Source organism: Mycobacterium sp. (assembly GCF_019247615.1).
Classification (GTDB): Bacteria; Actinomycetota; Actinomycetes; order Mycobacteriales; family Mycobacteriaceae; genus Mycobacterium.
In genome coordinates this window covers 1-19807 of record NZ_JAFBAT010000306.1, presented here as the reverse complement: position 1 = coordinate 19807, position 19807 = coordinate 1, and the positions used below count along the sequence as shown (strand labels likewise).

Annotated in this window: 20 protein-coding genes; 9 read left to right on the top strand and 11 right to left on the bottom strand. The window is 65.3% G+C overall.

Features of this window, described 5'->3' with window-relative positions:
• Positions 1-15: 15 nt before the first annotated feature.
• From JO059_RS21395 to JO059_RS21385, 3 genes are read right to left on the bottom strand one after another with little or no spacing between them, the layout of a single operon-like run.
• Entirely contained in the window at positions 16-1740 is a 1725-nt protein-coding gene (locus tag JO059_RS21395) for a cytochrome c biogenesis protein DipZ (protein WP_293322478.1), read from the bottom strand.
• 13 nt (positions 1741-1753) lie between these two features.
• Complete coding sequence (locus tag JO059_RS21390; RefSeq protein ID WP_293322491.1) at positions 1754-4579, bottom strand: RND family transporter; 2826 nt, start codon at positions 4577-4579, stop codon at positions 1754-1756.
• A 50-nt stretch (positions 4580-4629) separates the two neighbouring features.
• A complete protein-coding gene (locus JO059_RS21385) occupies positions 4630-5052 on the bottom strand; it encodes an MmpS family protein (protein ID WP_293322489.1) in 423 nt (140 codons plus the stop codon).
• Positions 5053-5218: 166 nt separating this feature from the next.
• Between JO059_RS21385 and JO059_RS21380 the strand changes: the two genes are divergently transcribed.
• The 3 genes from JO059_RS21380 to JO059_RS21370 all read left to right on the top strand — a co-directional run bounded on the left by JO059_RS21380 (position 5219) and on the right by JO059_RS21370 (position 9562).
• Positions 5219-5905: a TetR family transcriptional regulator gene (locus JO059_RS21380; protein WP_293322475.1), complete on the top strand. Its 687-nt coding sequence runs from the start codon at positions 5219-5221 to the stop codon at positions 5903-5905.
• 181 nt (positions 5906-6086) lie between these two features.
• On the top strand, positions 6087-6635 hold the full coding sequence (locus JO059_RS21375) for an MmpS family transport accessory protein (RefSeq protein ID WP_293322472.1): 549 nt from the start codon (positions 6087-6089) through the stop codon (positions 6633-6635).
• The gene (locus tag JO059_RS21370) at positions 6632-9562 is read left to right on the top strand and encodes an MMPL family transporter (RefSeq protein WP_293322470.1); all 2931 of its coding nucleotides are present in this window, start codon (positions 6632-6634) and stop codon (positions 9560-9562) included. The genes JO059_RS21375 and JO059_RS21370 overlap by 4 nt, the downstream gene beginning before the upstream one ends.
• 44 nt (positions 9563-9606) lie before the next feature.
• Here the strand turns inward: JO059_RS21370 and JO059_RS21365 are convergent, their stop codons facing one another.
• The 6 genes from JO059_RS21365 to JO059_RS21340 all read right to left on the bottom strand — a co-directional run bounded on the left by JO059_RS21365 (position 9607) and on the right by JO059_RS21340 (position 14271).
• Entirely contained in the window at positions 9607-9945 is a 339-nt protein-coding gene (locus JO059_RS21365) for a hypothetical protein (protein WP_293322467.1), read from the bottom strand.
• Positions 9946-10176: 231 nt separating this feature from the next.
• The gene (locus JO059_RS21360; protein WP_293322486.1) at positions 10177-10623 is read right to left on the bottom strand and encodes a DUF5078 domain-containing protein; all 447 of its coding nucleotides are present in this window, start codon (positions 10621-10623) and stop codon (positions 10177-10179) included.
• Positions 10624-10688: 65 nt separating this feature from the next.
• Positions 10689-11597 (bottom strand): crotonase/enoyl-CoA hydratase family protein, encoded by a 909-nt coding sequence (locus tag JO059_RS21355; protein WP_293322464.1) that lies wholly within the window; start codon positions 11595-11597, stop codon positions 10689-10691.
• 7 nt (positions 11598-11604) lie between these two features.
• Entirely contained in the window at positions 11605-11916 is a 312-nt protein-coding gene (locus JO059_RS21350; protein ID WP_293322461.1) for a hypothetical protein, read from the bottom strand.
• A gap of 28 nt (positions 11917-11944) precedes the next feature.
• Positions 11945-12187: a hypothetical protein gene (locus JO059_RS21345; protein WP_293322459.1), complete on the bottom strand. Its 243-nt coding sequence runs from the start codon at positions 12185-12187 to the stop codon at positions 11945-11947.
• A gap of 74 nt (positions 12188-12261) precedes the next feature.
• Complete coding sequence (locus JO059_RS21340; protein WP_293322457.1) at positions 12262-14271, bottom strand: prolyl oligopeptidase family serine peptidase; 2010 nt, start codon at positions 14269-14271, stop codon at positions 12262-12264.
• Positions 14272-14392: 121 nt separating this feature from the next.
• On the opposite strand from JO059_RS21340, the gene JO059_RS21335 reads away from it, so the two are divergent.
• The 6 genes from JO059_RS21335 (at position 14393) to JO059_RS21310 (ending at position 18980) form a co-directional block, all read left to right on the top strand.
• Positions 14393-15916 (top strand): aldehyde dehydrogenase family protein, encoded by a 1524-nt coding sequence (locus JO059_RS21335; protein WP_293322484.1) that lies wholly within the window; start codon positions 14393-14395, stop codon positions 15914-15916.
• Complete coding sequence (locus tag JO059_RS21330) at positions 15916-16407, top strand: DUF779 domain-containing protein (RefSeq protein WP_293322455.1); 492 nt, start codon at positions 15916-15918, stop codon at positions 16405-16407. The genes JO059_RS21335 and JO059_RS21330 overlap by 1 nt, the downstream gene beginning before the upstream one ends.
• 19 nt (positions 16408-16426) lie before the next feature.
• Positions 16427-16705 (top strand): putative holin, encoded by a 279-nt coding sequence (locus JO059_RS21325; protein ID WP_293322453.1) that lies wholly within the window; start codon positions 16427-16429, stop codon positions 16703-16705.
• On the top strand, positions 16698-17216 hold the full coding sequence (locus JO059_RS21320) for a hypothetical protein (RefSeq protein ID WP_293322450.1): 519 nt from the start codon (positions 16698-16700) through the stop codon (positions 17214-17216). Before JO059_RS21325 ends, JO059_RS21320 begins: the two co-directional genes overlap by 8 nt.
• An 85-nt stretch (positions 17217-17301) precedes the next feature.
• Positions 17302-18696 (top strand): dihydrolipoyl dehydrogenase, encoded by a 1395-nt coding sequence (lpdA, locus tag JO059_RS21315; RefSeq protein ID WP_293322448.1) that lies wholly within the window; start codon positions 17302-17304, stop codon positions 18694-18696.
• Between the two features lie 11 nt (positions 18697-18707).
• Positions 18708-18980 carry a hypothetical protein gene (locus tag JO059_RS21310; protein ID WP_293322446.1) on the top strand — a complete coding sequence of 91 codons (273 nt, stop codon included), beginning with the start codon at positions 18708-18710 and terminating at the stop codon, positions 18978-18980.
• On the opposite strand, the gene JO059_RS21305 is transcribed toward JO059_RS21310, so the two are convergent.
• Complete coding sequence (locus JO059_RS21305) at positions 18977-19468, bottom strand: carboxymuconolactone decarboxylase family protein (protein WP_293322481.1); 492 nt, start codon at positions 19466-19468, stop codon at positions 18977-18979. The genes JO059_RS21310 and JO059_RS21305 overlap by 4 nt on opposite strands.
• 59 nt (positions 19469-19527) lie before the next feature.
• The coding region (locus tag JO059_RS21300; protein WP_293322443.1) for a short-chain fatty acyl-CoA regulator family protein at positions 19528-19807 on the bottom strand (280 nt) is incomplete at its 5' end.

Here is a 19807-nt window from a genome sequence, read left to right as displayed (position 1 = left end):
CGCCGGCCGGCCGCCTCAGCCGAACGTGAACGAAAACACTTGCAGGCCTTGGCTGACCCGCATGTCGAGCTGATCGCGGCGGGCGGTGTCACCCGCGTCGTTGCCCACGATCTGGTGCAGCGTGGGGGCGCCGCCGATCGGTGTGGCCGTCGTCTTGCCGTCCCTGGCCACCGTGATGGTTCCGGTCCCGCCGACGACGGCGTAGACGTCCTTCCCGGTGTAGTTCAGTCGAACGGCAGCGTCGTCACCTTCGGCGGTGGCACCCTGATCGTCGAGCTGCCACCGGCCGCGCAACGCGAACCTGTCGTCGGGCAGCTGCGCTGGAAATCCGAAAGTATATGTGCCCGAACGGTATTCGCCTTCACCAGCGTAGTTGACGGCCTTTCGGACACCGAGGTAGGTCTCCGGAGTCAGCCTGCTGCGCGGAGTGGTGTCGACCGACTGCGCCGGCGCCGGGAGCCGCAGATCCCCGTGGGGGCCTCCCTGGAAAGCCGCAGCGTCAGTGAGCAATTGGCGGATCAGCGCTTCGGTAGTGTCGTAGTCGCCCTCACCGAACTTGGTATGGCGGACCGTTCCCTTCGCATCGATGAGGTACTCCGCGGGCCAATACAGGTTCTGGTAGCTGTTCCAGGTGGCGTATTCGTTGTCCAGCGCGACGGGATAGGCGATGTGCAACGCGGCCGCGCCGCTGGCCACGTTTCCGGCGACGTGTTCGAAGGCGTACTCCGGGGTGTGCACCCCGATGACGACGAAACCGTCGTCGTGATAGCTGTGGTACCAATCGACCACGTGGCCGATGGCGCGTTGGCAGTTGATGCAGGAGTATGCCCAGAAGTCGATCAGGACGACCTTGCCGCGCAGCGACGCCAGGTCGATCGGTGCACCGCCGGGGGTGTTGAGCCATTGGCTGATCCCGGTGAGAGCGGGCGCCGGCCCACACTCCTGCAGCCTCGGGGCGCCGTCCGTGCAGTCAGCGAGTCGGCCCTGTGTGGCCCGGCCCGGGTCGAGTTGCCGACGAATCTCGTTGGCGCCGAGGCTGTTTTGGAGGGTCCTTTGAAAGGCCGCGGTGTAGTCGGGCACGGCGCGCTGCAGGGTCGCGGGCAGGTCCAGCACCAACGCCCCCGCCAGCACGATCATCGCGATTCCGCCGGCGACCCGGATCACGCGCTGCCGACGGCGGAACACCGCGATACGGTCGGCGATGCCCCGCCCGGCCAGGGCGAAAACCAATAGGGGCAGCGCGGTGCCGATCGCGAACGTCGCTGTCAGGGCCAGCGTCGGCGGCCCGAAGGATGCGGTGCCTCCGGCGACGACGATGGCGGCCAGCACCGGCCCCGCGCACGGCACGTACAGTGCGCCCAACGTCAGTCCCAGACCGAAACCGGTTCTGCCCCGTTGGCTTTCGGTCAAACAACCGGGGAGGCGGGCGAACGGCCGCTCGAGCAAGTGTTGCAGTGGCGGGAAGATCAACCCAAGCCCGATGAGGGCCAACGTCACCAGCGCCGCCCAACGGATCGCGTCCTGCGGCAGATGCAGGGTAGACAACAATGCCGAACCGGTCAGGGTGACCACGCCGAAGCTGCAGATTAGGCCGGCGATCACGAGGTAGGGGCGGGCCCGTTTGCTCGCCCCGCTGCCCTCTACACCGGAATACAGCACGACCGGAAGCACCGGCAGGATGCACGGCGAGATCCCGGTGATGAGGCCACCGAGGAATCCGATCAGCGCGACTGTTCCCATAGTGCCCCCGGGGCTAATCGGTGTAGGCCAGGGAACGGTCCGGTGGCTGCGGCTCGACCGGTCGCGACGTCGCCCTGGCGGGCCGCGAACGCACCCGGATGGGCCACCAGAACCAACGTCCTAGCAACGCCGCGATGGACGGTGTCATGAACGCGCGCACGATCAGCGTGTCGAACAGCAGACCCAGACCGATGGTGGTGCCCACCTGCCCGATGATCCGCACGTCGCTGACGACCATCGACGCCATCGTGAACGCGAACACCAGTCCCGCGTTCGTCACCACCTTGCCGGTGCCCCCCATCGACCGGATGATGCCGGTGTTCAAACCGGCATGGATTTCTTGCTTGAAGCGCGAGACCAGCAGCAGGTTGTAGTCGGATCCCACCGCCAACAGGACGATGACGGACATCGCGAGCACCAGCCAGTGCAATTGGATGCCGAGGATGTGCTGCCAGAACAGCACCGAGAGCCCGAAAGAAGCTCCCAACGAGACGGCCACGGTACCCACGATGACCGCGGCGGCGACGAGTGCGCGGGTCAGGACCAGCATGATGATGAAAATCAGGCAGAGCGAGGAGATTCCGGCGATCATCAGGTCCCATTTGGCGCCGTCGGAGATGTCCTTGAAGACGGCCCCGGTTCCCGCCAGATAGATCTTGGCGTCCTCCAGCGGCGTTCCCTTGGTGGACTCCTCGGCGGCGGTGCGGATCTTGTCGATGCTTGCGATGCCCTCCGCCGACGCCGGATCCCCGCGATGCAAAATGATGAAGCGAGCCGCGTGCCCATCCGCCGACAAGAAGCTCTTCATCGCACGCTTGAAGTCCGCGTTCTTGAAAACCTCGGGGGGAAGGTAGAACGAGTCGTCGTTCTTCGCCTGGTCGAAGGCGTGCCCCATCGCCGTTGCGTTGTCGCTCATCTCGTCCATCTGAGCGAAAATCCCCGACATGGTGCTGTGCATCGTCAGCATCATCGTCCGCATGTTGACCATTGTCTCGATCATCGGCGGGAACTGCGCGATCATCTGCGGCATCAGCCGGTCGAGGTCCTTGATGTCACCGACGAGCGTGCTGAGTTTGTCGGTGATCTGATCCACGCCGTCGAGTCCGTCGAATATCGACCGCAGCGACCAGCAGATCGGAATGTCGAAACAGTGCCTCTCCCAATAGAAATAGCTGCGGACCGGGCGCCAGAAATCTTCGAAGTCCGCGAGGCGGTCGCGCAGCTCGTTGGTGATCTGCTGCATGTCTTCGGTGTCGCCGACCATGCGGTGAGTGGTGGCGACCAGCTGCGTCATCAGGTCGTACATCCGCTGCATGGTGGCGATCGTCCGGGTCATCTCGTCGGCCTGCTTGAGCATGTCGTTCATCCGGTCGCGCTGATATTTCATGTTCTGCAGCTGACCGGCGTTTTGCATGCTGATCTGAAACGGTATGGACGTGTGGTCCATCGTCGTGCCGTCGGGCCGGGTGATGGCCTGCACGCGCGAGATCCCCGGCACCCGGAAGATGCCCTTGGCCAGCTTGTCCAGCACCAGAAAGTCGGCCGGGTTCCGCAGGTCGTGGTCCGCTTCGATCATCAGGATCTCGGGTTTCATCCGGGCCTGGGAGAAGTGGCGATCCGCGGCCATCAGGCCCGCGTTGGCGGGAATGAAGCTTGGCAGATACGCCCGGTCGTTGTAGTTGGCCTGGTATCCCGGCAGGGTGAGGAGCCCGACGAGCGCGATCGCGCACGTGACGGCGAGGATCGGCAGCGGCCAGCGGACGACCGCCGTTCCGACGCGGCGCCAGCCGCGAACCCGGAGCAGCCGCTTGGGGTCGAAGATGCCGAAGCGGCTGCCGACGGTGAGGACGGCGGGCCCCAGGGTCAGCGCGACCGCCACCGCCATCAACATGCCGACCGCGCATGGAACGCCCAGGGTTTGGAAGTACGGCATCCGCGCGAAGCTCAGGCAAAACGTCGCCCCGGCGATCGTCAGGCCGGATCCCAGAATGACGTGGGCAGTCCCCCGGTACATGGTGTAGAAGGCGGCTTCCCTGTCTTCGCCGGCCTGGCGGGCTTCCTGGTAGCGACCGATGATGAAGATCCCGTAATCCGTGCCCGCCGCGATCGCCAGCGAGGTGAGTAGGCTGACCGCGAACGTGGAAAGCCCGACGACTCCGGAATGTCCGATCAGCGCGACCGCTCCGCGCGCGATGGTCAACTCGAATCCGACGGTGACCAGCAGCAGGATCACCGTGACGATCGAACGGTAGACGAACAGCAACATGATGAGGATTACCGCGACGGTCGTCGCCGTGATCCGGACCATGGATCTGTCGCCACTGTGGTGCAGATCCGCCGCGAGCGCCGCGACCCCGGTGACGTAGACCGTGACGCCGGGCGGCGCAGGAAGGCTGTTCACGATCTTGCGGACGGCCTCCACGGATTCGTTGGCCAGCAGCTCGCCCTGATTACCGGCGAGGTTCACCTGCACGGTCGCGGCCTTGCCGTCGTTGCTTTGCGCACCCGCGGCGGTGAGCGGATCTCCCCAAAAATCCTGGACGCTCAGCACGTGTGACCTGTCGTCGCGCAGCCTGCTGATCATCGCGTCGTAATACCTGTGGGCGTCGTCGCCGAGGGGCTGGTTACCCTCCAGCACGATCATCGCCGAGCTGTCGGTCTCCCCTTCGTTGAAGGCGCGGCCGATACGTTTCATCGCCACGTACGACGGTGCGTCCTTGGGGCTCAACGACACTGACCGTTCCTGCCCCACCACTTCAAGGGACGGGACGGCCAGGCTAAGGATGACGGCTATTGCGACCCAGAACAGGATGATCGGCACCGCGAAGGCGTGGATCATCCGCGCGAGGAACGGCCGTTCGGTATGGGTATCGCCGGCGAACTGGGTACTCACGCGGACTTCACCAGGCAGAAGGTGTACGCGTTGACCTCGTTGGAAACCCGCTCGGCCTTGACCACGTCATCCACCAGGATGCGACACCCGATGCTATCGCTATCGCCTTGTGCCACCAGGTTGCCCATCATGGCCGCCTTGTCGGTGGTGATGTGGAGCGACCACGGCAAGCGCGCCCTGTCGACGCGTTGGGGATCCATGTTGACGTCGAAATAGCTGATGTCGGCTACGGTTCCGGGCGGCCCGAAGACCTCGTAGGTGATGCGCTTCGGGTTGAACGGCTTGGGGTTTTGCAGGTTGCTGTCGGCGTACGATTCCCGCTTCTCCGAGCCGAAGTAGCCGTGGAACCGGTACACGATGAAGCCGCCGACCACCAGCACCGCCACGGTGACCAGCGGAATCCAAATTCGCGACAGCAGCTTGAAAATTGGGATCCCTTTCAGCGGTTCTGCGCATCGCCGCGGGGCCACGTCGACTCCCTCCCCGCCGACTGGAGTGTAACGCATATCACGTGCGTAAGGCCGGAATCCACCGGCCTCCGAGGGCTCGAAAAACACATGATGTGCGTTATACAAATCACACAATGTGCGTTATCCTCGGCCGATGGCGCAACTTGCCTTCCAGCGTGCGCGCACGGAAGAGAACAAGCGCCAACGTGCGGCCGCGCTGGTCGAAGCCGCACGTTCGCTGGCGCTCGAAACGGGCGTCGCGTCGGTCACCTTGACCGCGGTCGCCAGCCGCGCGGGGATTCACTACTCCGCGGTGCGCCGCTACTTCACCTCGCACAAAGAGGTCCTGCTGCACCTCGCCGCCGAAGGGTGGCAGCGTTGGTCGCACACGGTGTGCGAGGAACTCGCCCAGCCGGGTGCGATGGCGCCGGCGCGGGTGGCCGAGACGCTGGCCAACGGGTTGGCGGCCGACCCCTTGTTTTGTGACCTGCTGGCCAACCTTCATCTGCACCTCGAACACGAGGTGGACATCGACAGGGTGGTCGAGATCAGGCGGAACATCGCGGCCGCCGCGACCGCGCTCGCCGACGCGATAGAACGGGCGCTGCCGGAGCTGGGCCGGTCGGGCGCCTTCGACATCCTCATCGCCTCCTACTCCTTGGCGGCAGCTTTCTGGCACATCGCCAACCCGCCCAAGCGGCTCACCGACGCCTACGCCGAGGAGCCGGAGGCCCTTCCGCCCGAGTGGAACATTGAATTTCCGTCCGCTCTCACGCGCGTGCTCACGGCAACTTGCGTCGGCCTCGTCTGCGAATCGTCATGAACCGGAAAGGAGACCAAGGCGCTGTGGCTCGGCGAACCGCAACCGGTGTGGCGCCTCAGGCCACGCCGCGGCCGCCGGATACCAAGCGCCACTGCGACACCCACAAGAATCTGCAAGTCATCGCTAGGGTTAAACATAGGCCAACTAATGTTTCACACGTGGTGAAGGACTTGAAGCGCCCATGACGACGACCGAGCCGAGGACGGAGCCGCTAATGAAGCACGGCTCCGCCGGCAGCGAGGGCAACAACGTCGCCCCACGGCGCGCCAAGAAGAAGGGGTTGCTGGGCCGTTTCTGGCTGGTGCTCACGATCCTGGCTGTGGTCGCGGTGTCGGGCTTCGTGGTATTCCGATTGCACGGCATCTTCGGCGTTCACCGCGGTTCGTTCGGTGGTGGCACCTCGGGCGAGGTCCTCGACGAGTTCAACGCCAAGACGATCACGCTCGAGGTGTGGGGCTCACCGGGCAGCACGGCAACCATCAACTACCTCGACGAAAACTCACATCCGCAGCAGGCCCTCAACGTGCCCTTGCCGTGGAGCAAAATTTTGAGTTCAACAAAGCCTGGTATCCCGGCAAACCTGGTGGCGCAAGGCGACGGCAGTTGGATCGCCTGCCAGTTCGCCGTGAACAACCACGACGGGCACGGTGACGTGATCAAGGCTCCGAATCGCTCGGACGCCAACGAAAACGTGAACCCCTTCGTCTACTGCCTGGACAAGTCCGCATGACCGAGCCAGGCGAGGTTCCGCCGCGCGTCGACCAGCCGCTGATTCCACCGTTCCTGCCGCGGATGATCCATCGCCTGGCACTGCCGATCGTCCTGGTGTGGTTGGGCATCGTCTTTGTCACCAACACTGCGGCCCCGCAGCTCGAGGCCGTCGCCAAAAACCACTCGGTGTCGATGAGTCCGACTGACGCGACATCTTTTCAGTCGACGATGAAGGTCGGATCGACGTTCAAAGAGTTCGACTCCGACAGCTCGGCGATGGTCTTGCTAGAGGGTGACAAGCCGCTCGGAGCCGAAGCCCATCGCTATTACGACGAGATCGTCCGGCGCCTCGAGCAAGACAAGAAGCACGTTCAGCACGTCCAGGATTTCTGGAGCGATCCGCTGACCGCCGCGGGTTCCCAGAGCCACGACCAGAAGGCCGCTTACGTCCAGGTCTACCTCGCCGGCAACATGGGCGGCGGCCTATCCGCCGAGTCCGCCGACGCCGTACGCAAGATCGTCAACTCGGTGCCCGCCCCGCCGGGGATCAAGGCGTACGTCACCGGCGCCGGTCCGTTGTTTGCCGACCAGTCCCACGCGGGCGAGAAAGGCGTCGCAATAGTCACCCTGGTCACGATCCTGGTGATTTTTGTCATGCTGCTCTTCGTCTATCGCTCGCTCATCACCGTCGTGGCCGTGTTGTTCATGGTCTTCGTCGAATTGTTGGCAGCCCGAGGGGTCGTCGCGTTGCTCGCCAACTACGAGATCATCGGACTCTCCACGTTCGCCAACAATTTGTTGGTGTTGATGGCGATCGCCGCCGGCACGGACTACGCGATTTTCGTGGTCGGCCGCTACCACGAGGCCCGCGGTCTGGGCGAATCGCGCGAAGAAGCGTTCTACACCATGTTCCATAGCACCGCGCATGTCGTGCTCGGGTCGGGATTGACCATCGCCGGCGCGATGTACTGCCTGAGCTTCTGCCGATTGCCGTATTTCCAGTCATTGGGCGCACCGTGCGCCATCGGCATGTTGGTCGCGGTGCTCGCGGCGTTGACCCTGGGCCCCGCAGTGCTGACGGTGGCGTCATTCTTCAAGCTCCTGGATCCCAAGCGCAAGCTGCAGACCCGGGGCTGGCGTCGCATCGGCACCGCTGTCGTCCGCTGGCCCGCGCCGGTTTTCGCGGTGACCATCGGGATCGCATTGGTTGGTCTGCTCGCCCTGCCCGGTTACAAGACGGACTACGACAACCGCCACTTCCTGCCGGCAGACACCCCGGCCAATGTCGGTTATGCCGCCGCGGACCGGCACTTCGACCAGGCTCGGCTCAATCCCGAGCTGTTGATGATCGAGACCGATCACGACCTGCGCAACCCGGCCGATTTCCTGATCCTGGACAAGGTCGCCAAGGCGGTCTTCCACATCCCCGGTATCGGCCGGGTGCAGACCATCACCCGGCCGTTGGGCACGCCGCTCGACCACAGCACCCTCGGTTTCCAGATGGGCGCACAAGCCGCAGGACGGATCCAGACCCAGCACTATCAAGACGAGCAGGCGGCAAACCTGCTCAAGCAGGCGGACGAGCTCAAGAAAACGATGGCGACGCTGCATGAGCAGATGCAGGTGACGCAGGATCTCAGCAACACCACGCACGAAACCACCAGGCTCACCAAGGAAACCGTGCAGATCACCGAGGCGCTGCGCGACGACATCGCCAATTTCGACGACTTTTTCCGGCCGATCCGTAGCTACTTCTACTGGGAGAGGCACTGCTACGACATCCCCGTCTGCTGGGCGATCCGGTCGATCTTCAACGCGCTCGACGGCATCGACCAGGTGGCCGAGAACATCGTGAAACTCAGCGCGAACCTCGACAAGCTGGATCGGATCCAGCCGAAGCTGGTGGCGCTCATACCGCCGCAGATCGAGAGTCAGCAGCGCAACCTCGACACCATCATGTCGAACTACGCGACCACCATGGGTCTCAACGAACAGGCCCGAGCGCAGTCCGACAATGCCACCGCCCAGGGCGATGCCTTCGACAAAGCGAAGAACGACGACACGTTCTACCTTCCGCCGGAGGCGTTCAAGAGCCCCGATTTCGCGCGGGGTCTCAAACAGTTCATCTCGCCGGACGGGCACGCCGTCCGGTTGATCATCTCCCATGAAGGTGACCCGGCGACTCCTGAAGGCATCAGCCGCATCGAACCGATCAAGCAGGCCGTGCACGAGGCGATCAAGGGCACGCCCTGGGAGGGCTCCAAGGTCTACCTTGGCGGCACCGCCGCGACGTACAAGGACATGCACGACGGCTCTGATATCGACCTGCTGATCGCCGGAATTGCCGCAGCCACACTGATTTTCATCATCATGCTGGTGATCACCCGAAGCGTCGTGGCGGCCTTTGTGATCGTCGGTACGGTGTTGCTGTCGCTAGGCGCCTCATTCGGACTCTCCGTGCTTCTATGGCAGTACATCCTGGGCATGAAGTTGCACTGGATGGTGCTGGCGATGGCGATCATCCTGCTGCTGGCGGTCGGCTCGGACTACAACCTGCTGCTGATATCGCGGTTCAAGGAGGAAATCCGCGCGGGGCTAAAGACAGGGACGATCCGCGCGATGGCCGGTTCGGGCTCGGTTGTCACCTCCGCCGGTCTGGTGTTTGCCGCCACCATGGCCACGTTCGCGTTCAGCCCGCTGCTGGTGATGGCCCAGGTGGGTACGACGATCGCGCTGGGTTTGTTGTTCGACACCTTGATCGTGCGGTCGTTCATGACACCGTCGCTGGCCACCCTGCTCGGGCGCTGGTTCTGGTGGCCGCAGCACGTGCGACCACGGCCGGCCAGCACCATGCTGCGACCGTACGGACCGCGTCCCGCCGTGCGCGAGCTGATCCTCAGCGGCGTCGAGGAGCGCCCGGCGGGCGGATTGGTACAACCGCGCTGATCTACGCCCGACGGCGCGCAACGACGACTCGTAGCTGCGCGCCGTCAGGCGTAGATGCGTAGTTGTACGACCCGGCGCATGATGTCGCTCAGCTTGTGTACCGGCGCTCCGCACGTCAGGCAGTTGCCGCCCGGGCACCGCGCGATGCGATCCACCTGTTGCAGCAGTTGGGCTTTGAGGCTGCGTACGCAGCTGATGCACAGAATGTCGACGATGTTCCCGGAGGGGTCGAGGTTCGGCCGGTTGCATTCGTCCACAGCATGGCGGTACACGACGTGCGTCGCCTGGTTCGTGCAGCGGGCTTCGGATTGGCAGGTGATCATGTGCCAGTCCAGTGCGGCCAGCGCGTCGGGAATCGCCGACTGGGGATCCACGGTGCTCATCGGGCCCTCGCTGCGGCACGGCGTCCCGGCACCAGCCGGCGGGTCCCATCATTCGATGGCGTTCTCGAATCGCTGTGCATGTTGTGAGTCCTGGTGGAGCGGTGGTCACCCGGGAACATGGCGGGGATGGACGCGATACCCGCCAAGGGGGATCTTAAACGCGCCGACGAATAAAGGCCAGGGTCGATCCCCAAGGGCGGCAAGACACGCGTTCCCGCACCCGGGCGTGGGCTACGACCAGTTCCACACCGACATGTCGCCGGGCGGGTATTGGTTGCACACATCGGTCGCCTTGGCAACGACACCTTTATTGTTGAAGAAGATCTTCATGTGATTGACCCAGGCGAACGTCAGCGGATCGCCGTTGTAGAAGTTTTCGGAATAGTCCCTGCGCTCGGCGGGCGACAACGAAAAAAACCAGTGCGCCTTGTTTATCGTCGCTTCCTGAAGGTTCGCGTGGTTGTTGAAGTCGATCATGTACCGCTGGTAGTACACGGGGCTGGTATCGCGCACGGCCGCCAGATACTGTTCGGCGTCGCAGGTGGTGGCGATCATCCGTCGGGGGACGGGGAAATCTTCGGTGGAATCGGCCGCGGCAGGCTTGGGAAAGACCGCCGCGACGATGGCGAGGGCAGTAAAAGCGGCGCCTGCACGCAGGCCGGAACTCAGCCGAGACATAGTCGTTACCGTAGCACTTTCCGCTGCTCGCGTGTTCGCCGGAGCAACGTAAGTAGTCAGTCTCACTATCCGTTTCCATCAGGCACGATGACGTGCGTGGGATCCGGCCGCAGTTCCGGCGGGGCCTGGCTGTAGTCACCGAAGGGGCCGTCGCGGCGCTCGACCGCCGCGCGCACCCCCTCGCGCTGTGCGGTGTCGATGAAGTCGAGCGCGTCGGGGGTGTTGCGCATTAGGCCGTCGAGGATGCCGCCCAGCAGCTGCGTGGACGCCAGGCCCATGTTCTCGTAGGCCTGGTTGACGATCAGCTTCTGAGCCCGCAACTGCGACAACGGAATTCGCGCCAGCTCGGCGGCAATCTCGGCGACGCGTGCCGCCAGGCGCTCGAAGGGCACCGCCTCGTTGATCAGCTCGACCTCCGCGGCCTGCACGCCGGTCAGCGGCCGGCCGGTCAGCGAGTGCCACTTGACCCTGGCCAGGCTCAGCCGGTACAGCCACATGCCGGTCAGGTAGGCGCCCCACATCCGACTGTAGGGCGTGCCGATCACGGCATCCTCGCTGGCGATGACGATGTCGGCGCACAGCGCGTAGTCGCTCGCCCCACCGACGCACCAGCCGTGCACCTGGGCGATCACTGGTTTGGACGCCCGCCAGATGGCCATGAATTTCTGGGTCGGGCCCGTCTCGCGGGAACTGACCATCGCAAAATCCTTGCCGGGGTCCCAACGGCCGGTGGTCGTCATGGCCTCGCCCCAGTGCTGGAATCCGCCGCCGAAGTCGTAACCGGCGCAGAACGCCCGGCCGGCGCCGCGCAGCACGATGACCTTGACATCGGGGTCCCGCTCCGCGAGCCCGACCGCCGCCTCGATCTCGTCGGGCATGGGCGGAACGATGGTGTTGAGCTGCTCCGGGCGGTTCAACGTGATGGTGGCGACCGGGCCGGCCGTGCTGTAGAGCAGCGTCTCGAAGTTCGGCATGGGTTCCTTAGGGATCGGGGAGGCGATTTTCCGGGTCCGACGCGTAGATCCGCCCGCCGATTTTGAGGTACGGCGTCGTCAGATAGGCAGAGAAGACAACGACCGCGGAAAAGATCGCCGCCGCCGCGACGGCGTTGGGCCAGACTTTGCCCACCCCCGCCGCGAAACTGACGATGCCGATGATCGACGTGGCCCAGTACAACCGTCGCCCCGGACGGCGCTCCTTGACGAAGCGGTAACGCGCCTGCGCGGCACCCGCCAAGATGAAGATCAACCCGGTCGCCAGCAGGGTCAGTTCGATGCGTTCGCTCGCCGACATGTCCCCTCTAGGGGTGCTCTGGGGTGCTCTAGGGGTGATTGACGCAGAACGCCACACACATCGCCGAAACCGGGATGGACACCCAGTGCAGCTGCCCATCCGCCTGACGCTCACAGTAGATGGGCCCGGGCTTCCCCCAAACTTTTGCGCCCTCCGGCGAGCATGGCGTCCCGACATCGGAATCGGCACGCGCCGGGCCGCTTCCGAAGAGCACCGCGATGGGAGCGATCGCCGTCACTGTCGCCAAGCCGATGAACCTGCGTGCTCTCACGATCCGCGCCTTCCTGGACAACATCTGCAGTCTCGCCACCAAGCTTAACGGCTGCACTCTGCCGCCCCCATTGGTCACGCGGTGAGCGTCCGCCAGAGGAACGAGTAACTGAGTGCCGACTTGAAGGCCACCTGCTCGTTGTCGGCCGCGCCGGCGTGCCCGCCCTCGATGTTCTCGTAGTACCAGACCTCGTGGCCGGCGGCCTTCAACGCAGCCGTCATCTTGCGCGCGTGGCCCGGATGCACCCGGTCGTCCCGGGTGGAGGTGGTCATCAGCACCGGCGGGTAGTTGCGGCTGGCCGAAACATGTTGGTAGGGAGAGTATTCGGAAATGAACGCCCAGTCGTCTGGGTCGTCGGGGTCACCGTACTCGGCCATCCACGAGGCTCCGGCCAGCAGCAGATGGTAACGCTTCATGTCCAACAGCGGCACATCGCAGACCAGCGCGCCGAACTTCTCGGGATACTGCGTGAGCATGATGCCCATCAGCAGCCCGCCGTTGCTGCCGCCGCGCGCGCCGAGCTGTCCGACCGTGGTGATTCCGCGGTCCACCAGATCGGTCGCGACCGCGGCGAAGTCCTCGGCCACCTTGTGCCGGCCCTCACGGATCGCCTGAGTGTGCCAGGCGGGGCCGTACTCGCCGCCGCCGCGGATGTTGGCCACCGCGTAGGTGCCCCCGCGGGCAAGCCACAGCCTGCCCAGCACTCCGTCGTAGAACGGTGTCCGCGACGTCTCGAACCCGCCGTATCCGCTGAGCAGTGTGGGCCCGGGCCCCTCGGTTCCATCCGGACGGCCGGGCCGCACAACGAAGTAGGGGATGGGCGTGCCGTCCTGCGACGCGACGAAATGCTGTGCCACCGAGATGTTTTCGGCGTCGAAGAAGGTGGGCGCCGATTTGATGAGTTCGAGTCGCCCGTCGCCGGTGCCGCGCATCAGCCGGGAAGCCCTGGTGAATCCGCTCGAATCGAGAAAGAACTCGTCTCCGTGGTCGTCGGCGGCGGCAATCACGGTGTTGGTCGCGTCGGGGATGCCCGGGAGTGGTTCGCGCCGCCACAAGCCGGGGGTGACGACCTCGACGCGGCTGGCCACGTCGGCCAGCGTGACGATCAGCAGGCGGTCCTTGGTCCATGCGTAGTGGTTCAGTGCGGTGTGGTCGTCGGGCTCGAATACCACCCGCAATTCCGCTGTGCCGGCGAGAAATTCGTCGTAGTCAGCCGCCAGCAGTGAGCCCGCGCTGTACGTCGCGGTGCCGCGGTACCAGTCGCTGCGCAACTCGATCAGAATCCACTGCCGGTGTATCGACACGCTGGCGTCGGTGGGGGCATCGATGCGAATCAGCTCCGAGCCTCGCAGCTCGTAGCGCTCCTCGTTCCAGAAGTCCAGGGAACGCCCCAGCACGGTGCGCCCGAAACCGGGTGTGCGGTCCACCGATGCAAAGACGCTGACGTCCGAGCGGGTGCCCTCGAAGAGGACCTCCGCGTCGGTCAACGGTGTGCCCCGGCGCCAGCGCTTGACCATGCGCGGGTAGCCCGATTCGGTCAGGGAGCCCGCGCCGAAGTCGGTGCCCACCAGCACGGTATCGGGGTCGGCCCAGGCGATCTGCGACTTGGCCTCCGGAAGCTGGAACCCGTCTGCAACGAATTCTCTTGTGAGCATGTCGAATTCGCGAACGATCGACGCGTCCGAGCCGCCACGGGAGAGCCCGATCAGCGCGCGGGTGTGGTCTGGCTCGATGACACCGGCACCCGCCCACACCCACTTTGTGTCGTCGGCTCGGCCCAGTTCATCTACGTCGATCAGTACGTCCCATTCGGGGGAGTCGGTGCGATAGCTTTCCAGCGTTGCGCGGCGCCAAAGCCCGCGCGGATTGGTGGCGTCGCGCCAGAAGTTGTAGAGGTAGTCGCCGCGGCGGACCACATAGGGAATCCGGGCGTCCGTGTCGAGCACCTCGAGCGCCTCGACGCGCATGCGCTCGAACTCCGCATCGCGGAACTGCATCAGCGTCGGCTCGTTGTGCGCGCGCACCCAGTTCAACGCGTCGTCCCCGGCGATGTCCTCGAGCCACAGATACGGGTCGTCGTTCATGACCGCCATTCTGGCGGCCGGGAATCCTGCGTTCCCGACACCCTCATGGCCGCGGGCGTACTGTGAGCTGTGTCACGCGAAGCGACGCCAAACGACGCGAAACATGAGGGAGCTGAACGGAATGACCGTTTTCGCACGTCCGGGTGCGGCCGGGGCATTGATGTCGTACGAAGCCCGGTACGAGAACTTCATCGGCGGCCAGTGGGTGGCGCCGGTCGGTGGGCGGTACTTCGAGAACCCGACTCCGGTGACGGGCCAGACGTTCTGCGAGGTGGCCCGGTCCGACGAGGCGGACATCGAGAAGGCCCTTGACGCCGCGCACGCGGCGGCCCCCGCCTGGGGCAAGACGGCGCCGGCGGAGCGGGCGCTGATCCTGAACAAGATCGCCGACCGCATCGAGGAGAACACGACGGCGCTCGCGGTCGCCGAGGTCTGGGACAACGGGAAACCGGTCCGCGAGGCGCTGGGCGCCGACATCCCGCTCGCGGCCGACCATTTCCGGTACTTCGCCGCGGCCATCCGCGCGCAGGAGGGTTCGCTGTCGCAGATCGATGAGGACACCGTCGCGTATCACTTCCACGAGCCGCTTGGCGTGGTGGGGCAGATCATCCCGTGGAACTTCCCCATCCTGATGGCCGCCTGGAAGATGGCGCCGGCCCTGGCGGCCGGCAACGCGGTGGTGCTCAAACCCGCTGAGCAGACACCGGTCTCCGTGCTCTACCTGATGTCGCTGATCGGCGATCTGTTGCCGGCGGGAGTGGTCAACGTGGTCAACGGTTTCGGCGCCGAGGCCGGCAAGCCGCTGGCCTCGAGCCACCGGATCGCCAAGATCGCGTTCACCGGGGAAACCACCACGGGTCGCCTGATCATGCAGTACGCCTCGCAAAATCTGATCCCTGTGACCCTGGAGCTGGGCGGCAAGAGCCCCAACATCTTCTTCTCCGACGTCATGGCTTCCGGGGATGACTTCCAGGACAAGGCGCTGGAGGGCTTCACCATGTTCGCCCTCAACCAGGGCGAGGTGTGCACCTGCCCGTCGCGCAGCCTGATCCAGGCCGACATCTACGACGAGTTCCTCGAGCTCGCCGCGATCCGCACCAAGGCGGTACGCCAGGGCGATCCCCTGGACAGCGAGACGATGCTGGGTTCACAGGCCTCCAACGACCAGCTGGAAAAGATCTTGTCCTACATCGAGATCGGCAAGGACGAGGGCGCCAAGATCATCACCGGCGGTGAACGCGCCGAGCTGGGCGGCGACCTGTCGGGCGGTTTCTACATGCAGCCGACGATCTTCGGCGGCAACAACAAGATGCGCATCTTCCAGGAGGAGATCTTCGGACCGGTGGTCGCGGTGACGTCGTTCTCCGACTACGACGACGCGATGTCGATCGCCAACGACACCCTCTACGGTCTGGGCGCGGGGGTGTGGAGCCGCGACGGCAACACTGCGCACCGCGCCGGCCGCGACATCCAGGCCGGCCGGGTGTGGATCAACTGCTACCACGTGTATCCGCCGCATGCGGCATTCGGCGGCTACAAGATGTCCGGTTTCGGCCGGGAGTGCCACAAGATGGCGCTCGAGCACTATCAGCAGACGAAGAACCTCATGGTGTCCTACTCGGACAAGGCACTGGGATTCTTCTGATGGTCGCACGGGTCGTGATCACCGAAGCCGCCGCCGAATTGCTCGGCCGGCTGCGGGATCGGCACGGCCCGCTCATGTTTCATCAGTCCGGTGGCTGCTGCGACGGTTCCTCGCCGATGTGCTACCCCGACGGCGACTTCGTCGTCGGGGACCGGGACGTGCTGCTGGGCGTTCTGGACGTCGGCCCGTCGGGTTCAGATGGCGTGCCGGTGTGGATTTCGGGTCCCCAGTTCGCCGCCTGGCAGCACACCCAGCTCGTCATCGACGTGGTGCCCGGTCGTGGCGGAGGATTCAGCCTGGAGGCGCCCGAGGGGATGCGGTTCCTCAGCCGCGGCCGCGTCTTCACCGCCGACGAGCAGGCCCTGCTGCAGGCCGCGCCCGTCATCACCGGCGCGGACTACCAGCGGGGCGAACGGCCGTCGGAGCGGGGCCCGGTGGCGGCCCTCGACGGCACTGCCGCCCCGGGAAGCTGCGGACCTCGCCTCCGCTAGCGGCAGTACCCTCGTCAGCGTGATCCCCCTGCCGCGTCCCTGGCTGCTGGCGAGCGCCATGCTGACGGGCTGCGCCGTCGGCTTGCTGGCCGGGCTCGGGTGCACCGTGCTGGTCCACACGAGGCTCCGTCCGGAGATCGTCATTGCGCTGGTGGTCGGAATCCCCAGCGTGATCGGGCTGCTGACGATCTTTTTTTCCGGGCGTCGATGGGTCACCACGTTGGGCGCGTTCGTCCTGTCGGTCGCGCCCGGCTGGTTCGGTGTGCTCTGCGCTTTGCGGGTGGCATCCGGTGGCTGACGATCACCCGTCGAACCCGGGAACCGAGCCGTTTGTGCCCGACTTCGAGCAGGATCCTGGCACCCAATCGTGGGTCCCGGATTTCGACGACGACGACACCGGTTCGCGGCCTCGGGCCGACGAGCCCGATAGCCCCGCGGCGCCCGAGGTCCAGGACGATACGGCGTCTGACGCGACGGCCGTGCCGGTGCAGCCGATCACCGTTCCCGGCCGCTACCGCTACCTGCGGTGGTGGCAGCTGGTGCTGGCGCTGGTGGGCGTATGGCTGGTGGCGGCGGTGGTCGGGCTCGGGCTGTTCTCCTGGTGGTATCACTCGGTCAGCAAGACGCCCGCGGTGTTCACGGTCGTGGTCTATGTCGTGGTGTGCGCCGTCGCCGGCGTGCTGCTGGCGATGGCCGAGGGCAGGCCACTGGTCTCCGCGCTGTCGGTTGCGGTGATGTCGGCGCCTTTCGGCGCCCTCGCGGCCGCGGCGCCTCTCTACGGCTACTATCACGGCTTCTTTACGTATTAGGGGCCCTAGGGGCCTAAGACACTTCCCCGTGCTCTGGGCAGACGGTCGGCGCCCCGGAGGCGGGGCAGCGCATTAGGGTAGTGCCGTGACTCACTATGACGTCGTCGTCCTCGGGGCGGGCCCCGGCGGATATGTCGCAGCCATTCGTGCCGCGCAGCTGGGCCTGAACACCGCGATCATCGAAAGCAAGTATTGGGGCGGGGTGTGCCTGAACGTCGGCTGCATCCCGTCCAAGGCGTTGCTGCGCAACGCCGAGCTTGCCCACATCTTCACCAAGGAGGCCAAGACTTTCGGCATCAGCGGTGAGGCGAGCTTCGATTACGGCATCGCCTTCGACCGCAGCCGCAAGGTCGCCGACGGCCGCGTCGCCGGCGTGCACTTCCTGATGAAGAAGAACAAGATCACCGAAATTCACGGGTACGGCCGGTTCACCGATTCGCACACGTTGTCCGTCGACCTCAACGACGGCGGCACCCAAGAGGTCACGTTCGACAACGCCATCATCGCCACCGGCAGCAGCACCCGGCTGGTTCCGGGAACATCGCTGTCGACCAACGTGGTGACCTACGAAGAACAGATCATGTCGCGCGAGCTGCCGGAGTCGATAGTCATCGCCGGGGCCGGGGCCATCGGCATGGAGTTCGGCTACGTGCTGAAGAACTACGGCGTCGACGTCACCATCGTGGAGTTCTTGCCGCGCGCGCTGCCCAACGAGGACGCCGAGGTGTCCAAGGAGATCGAGAAGCAGTTCAAGAAGCTGGGCATCAAGGTGCTGACCGGAACCAAGGTCGAAGCCATCGACGACGACGGTTCGATGGTGACGGTGGCCGTCAGCAAGGACGGTAAGTCCGAGGAGCTCAAGGCCGAAAAAGTGTTGCAGGCCATCGGCTTTGCGCCCAACGTCGAGGGTTACGGGCTGGACAAGGCCGGGGTCGCACTGACCGATCGCAAGGCCATCGGCATCGGTGACTACATGCAGACGTCCGTCCCGCACATCTACGCCATCGGCGACGTCACAGGGAAGCTGCAGTTGGCCCACGTCGCCGAGGCCCAGGGCGTGGTCGCGGCGGAAACCATCGCCGGAGCCGAGACCTTGGCCCTCGGCGATTACCGCATGCTGCCGCGGGCGACGTTCTGCCAGCCCCAGGTCGCCAGCTTCGGGCTGACCGAGGAGCAGGCCCGCGAGGAGGGCTACGACGTCGTCGTGGCCAAGTTCCCGTTCACCGCCAACGCCAAAGCGCACGGCGCGGGCGACCCCAGCGGCTTCGTCAAGCTGGTCGCCGACAACAAGTACGGCGAGCTGTTGGGCGGGCACCTGATCGGTCACGACGTGTCCGAATTGTTGCCCGAGCTGACGCTGGCGCAGAAATGGGATCTGACCGCGGGCGAGCTGGCCCGCAACGTGCACACCCATCCGACCATGTCGGAGGCGCTGCAGGAGTGCTTCCACGGCCTGATCGGCCACATGATCAACTTCTGAGCCTGCAGACGATGCGCAGCGACACCGTGCTCGGCGTCATCGGTGGGATCGCCACCGGATACGTCTTGTGGCTGCTGGCGTTCTCGATCGCCGACGACAACGCGGAAGTCGGGCGATGGGCCCCGACGGTGTTGCTCCTGTCGCTTGCGCTCGCGGTGTGCGCCACGCTGTGGGCGTCGCTGCTGCGGCGGCGCAAGGAATACGGATGGTCGGCGTTCGGCTTCGGCCTGCCCGTGCTGCCCGTGCTGCTGACGCTGGCCGTGCTGGCCGACGTCTACGCTTAGCCCGGCCTGTCCAACGGGATCGCCAGCGCCGACATCGTCGCCGCCAGCCCGTCGTATTGGCTTGCCAGTAAGCAGAACTCGATCAGCTGACGCCGGTCCAGTTGAGTTGCCAGCTCCCTCCAGGTGGCGTCGGTGATCGTCCGGTCCTTGACGAACTCGTCGGTGGCCTGCAGCAGCGTCCGCTGGCGCTGGCTCAGCCGGTCCGCCTCCCCGTCGGGAACCTCGGGCCAGGCGAAGATCGCCGCCTGCGCGTCGGTGTCCAGCCCCTGACTACGGGCCATCCCGCGATGGTGTTGCAGCTCGTATTCGCAACGCCGTAGATGCGCGACCCGCAGGATCACCAACTCGGTGTCTATCGCCGGCAACCGGCCGCGCAGCAGCCGTCCGCTGTACATCGACCAGGTCCAGAACAGCAGCTTGCGCTGTCCCAGCGTGGTGAACAGGTGCATCTCCGGCACCCCCATCCTGCGCGCCGCCAACTTCGCCATCACCCAGTTGATGGGTCCCAGCTCCCGGAACCGTCCCGACGGGATGCGGCCGGTGCCGCTCACGCTTGTTTCACCAGGTACGGGGACACGGTGCTGCGGTGCTCGTCGAGATCGAGCGCGCGACCCAGCGCGGGGAAGGCCCGCTGCGGGCAGTTGTCGCGTTCGCAGACTCGGCAACCCGCGCCGATCGGTGTGGCCGCAATGTTCGGATCCCCGGACAAGTCGAGTCCTTCCGAGTAGACGAGCCGGTGCGCGTGGCGAAGTTCGCAGCCCAACCCGATGGCGAAGGTTTTGCCGGGCTGACCATACCGCGCAGCGCGCCGCTCCACCGTGCGGGCC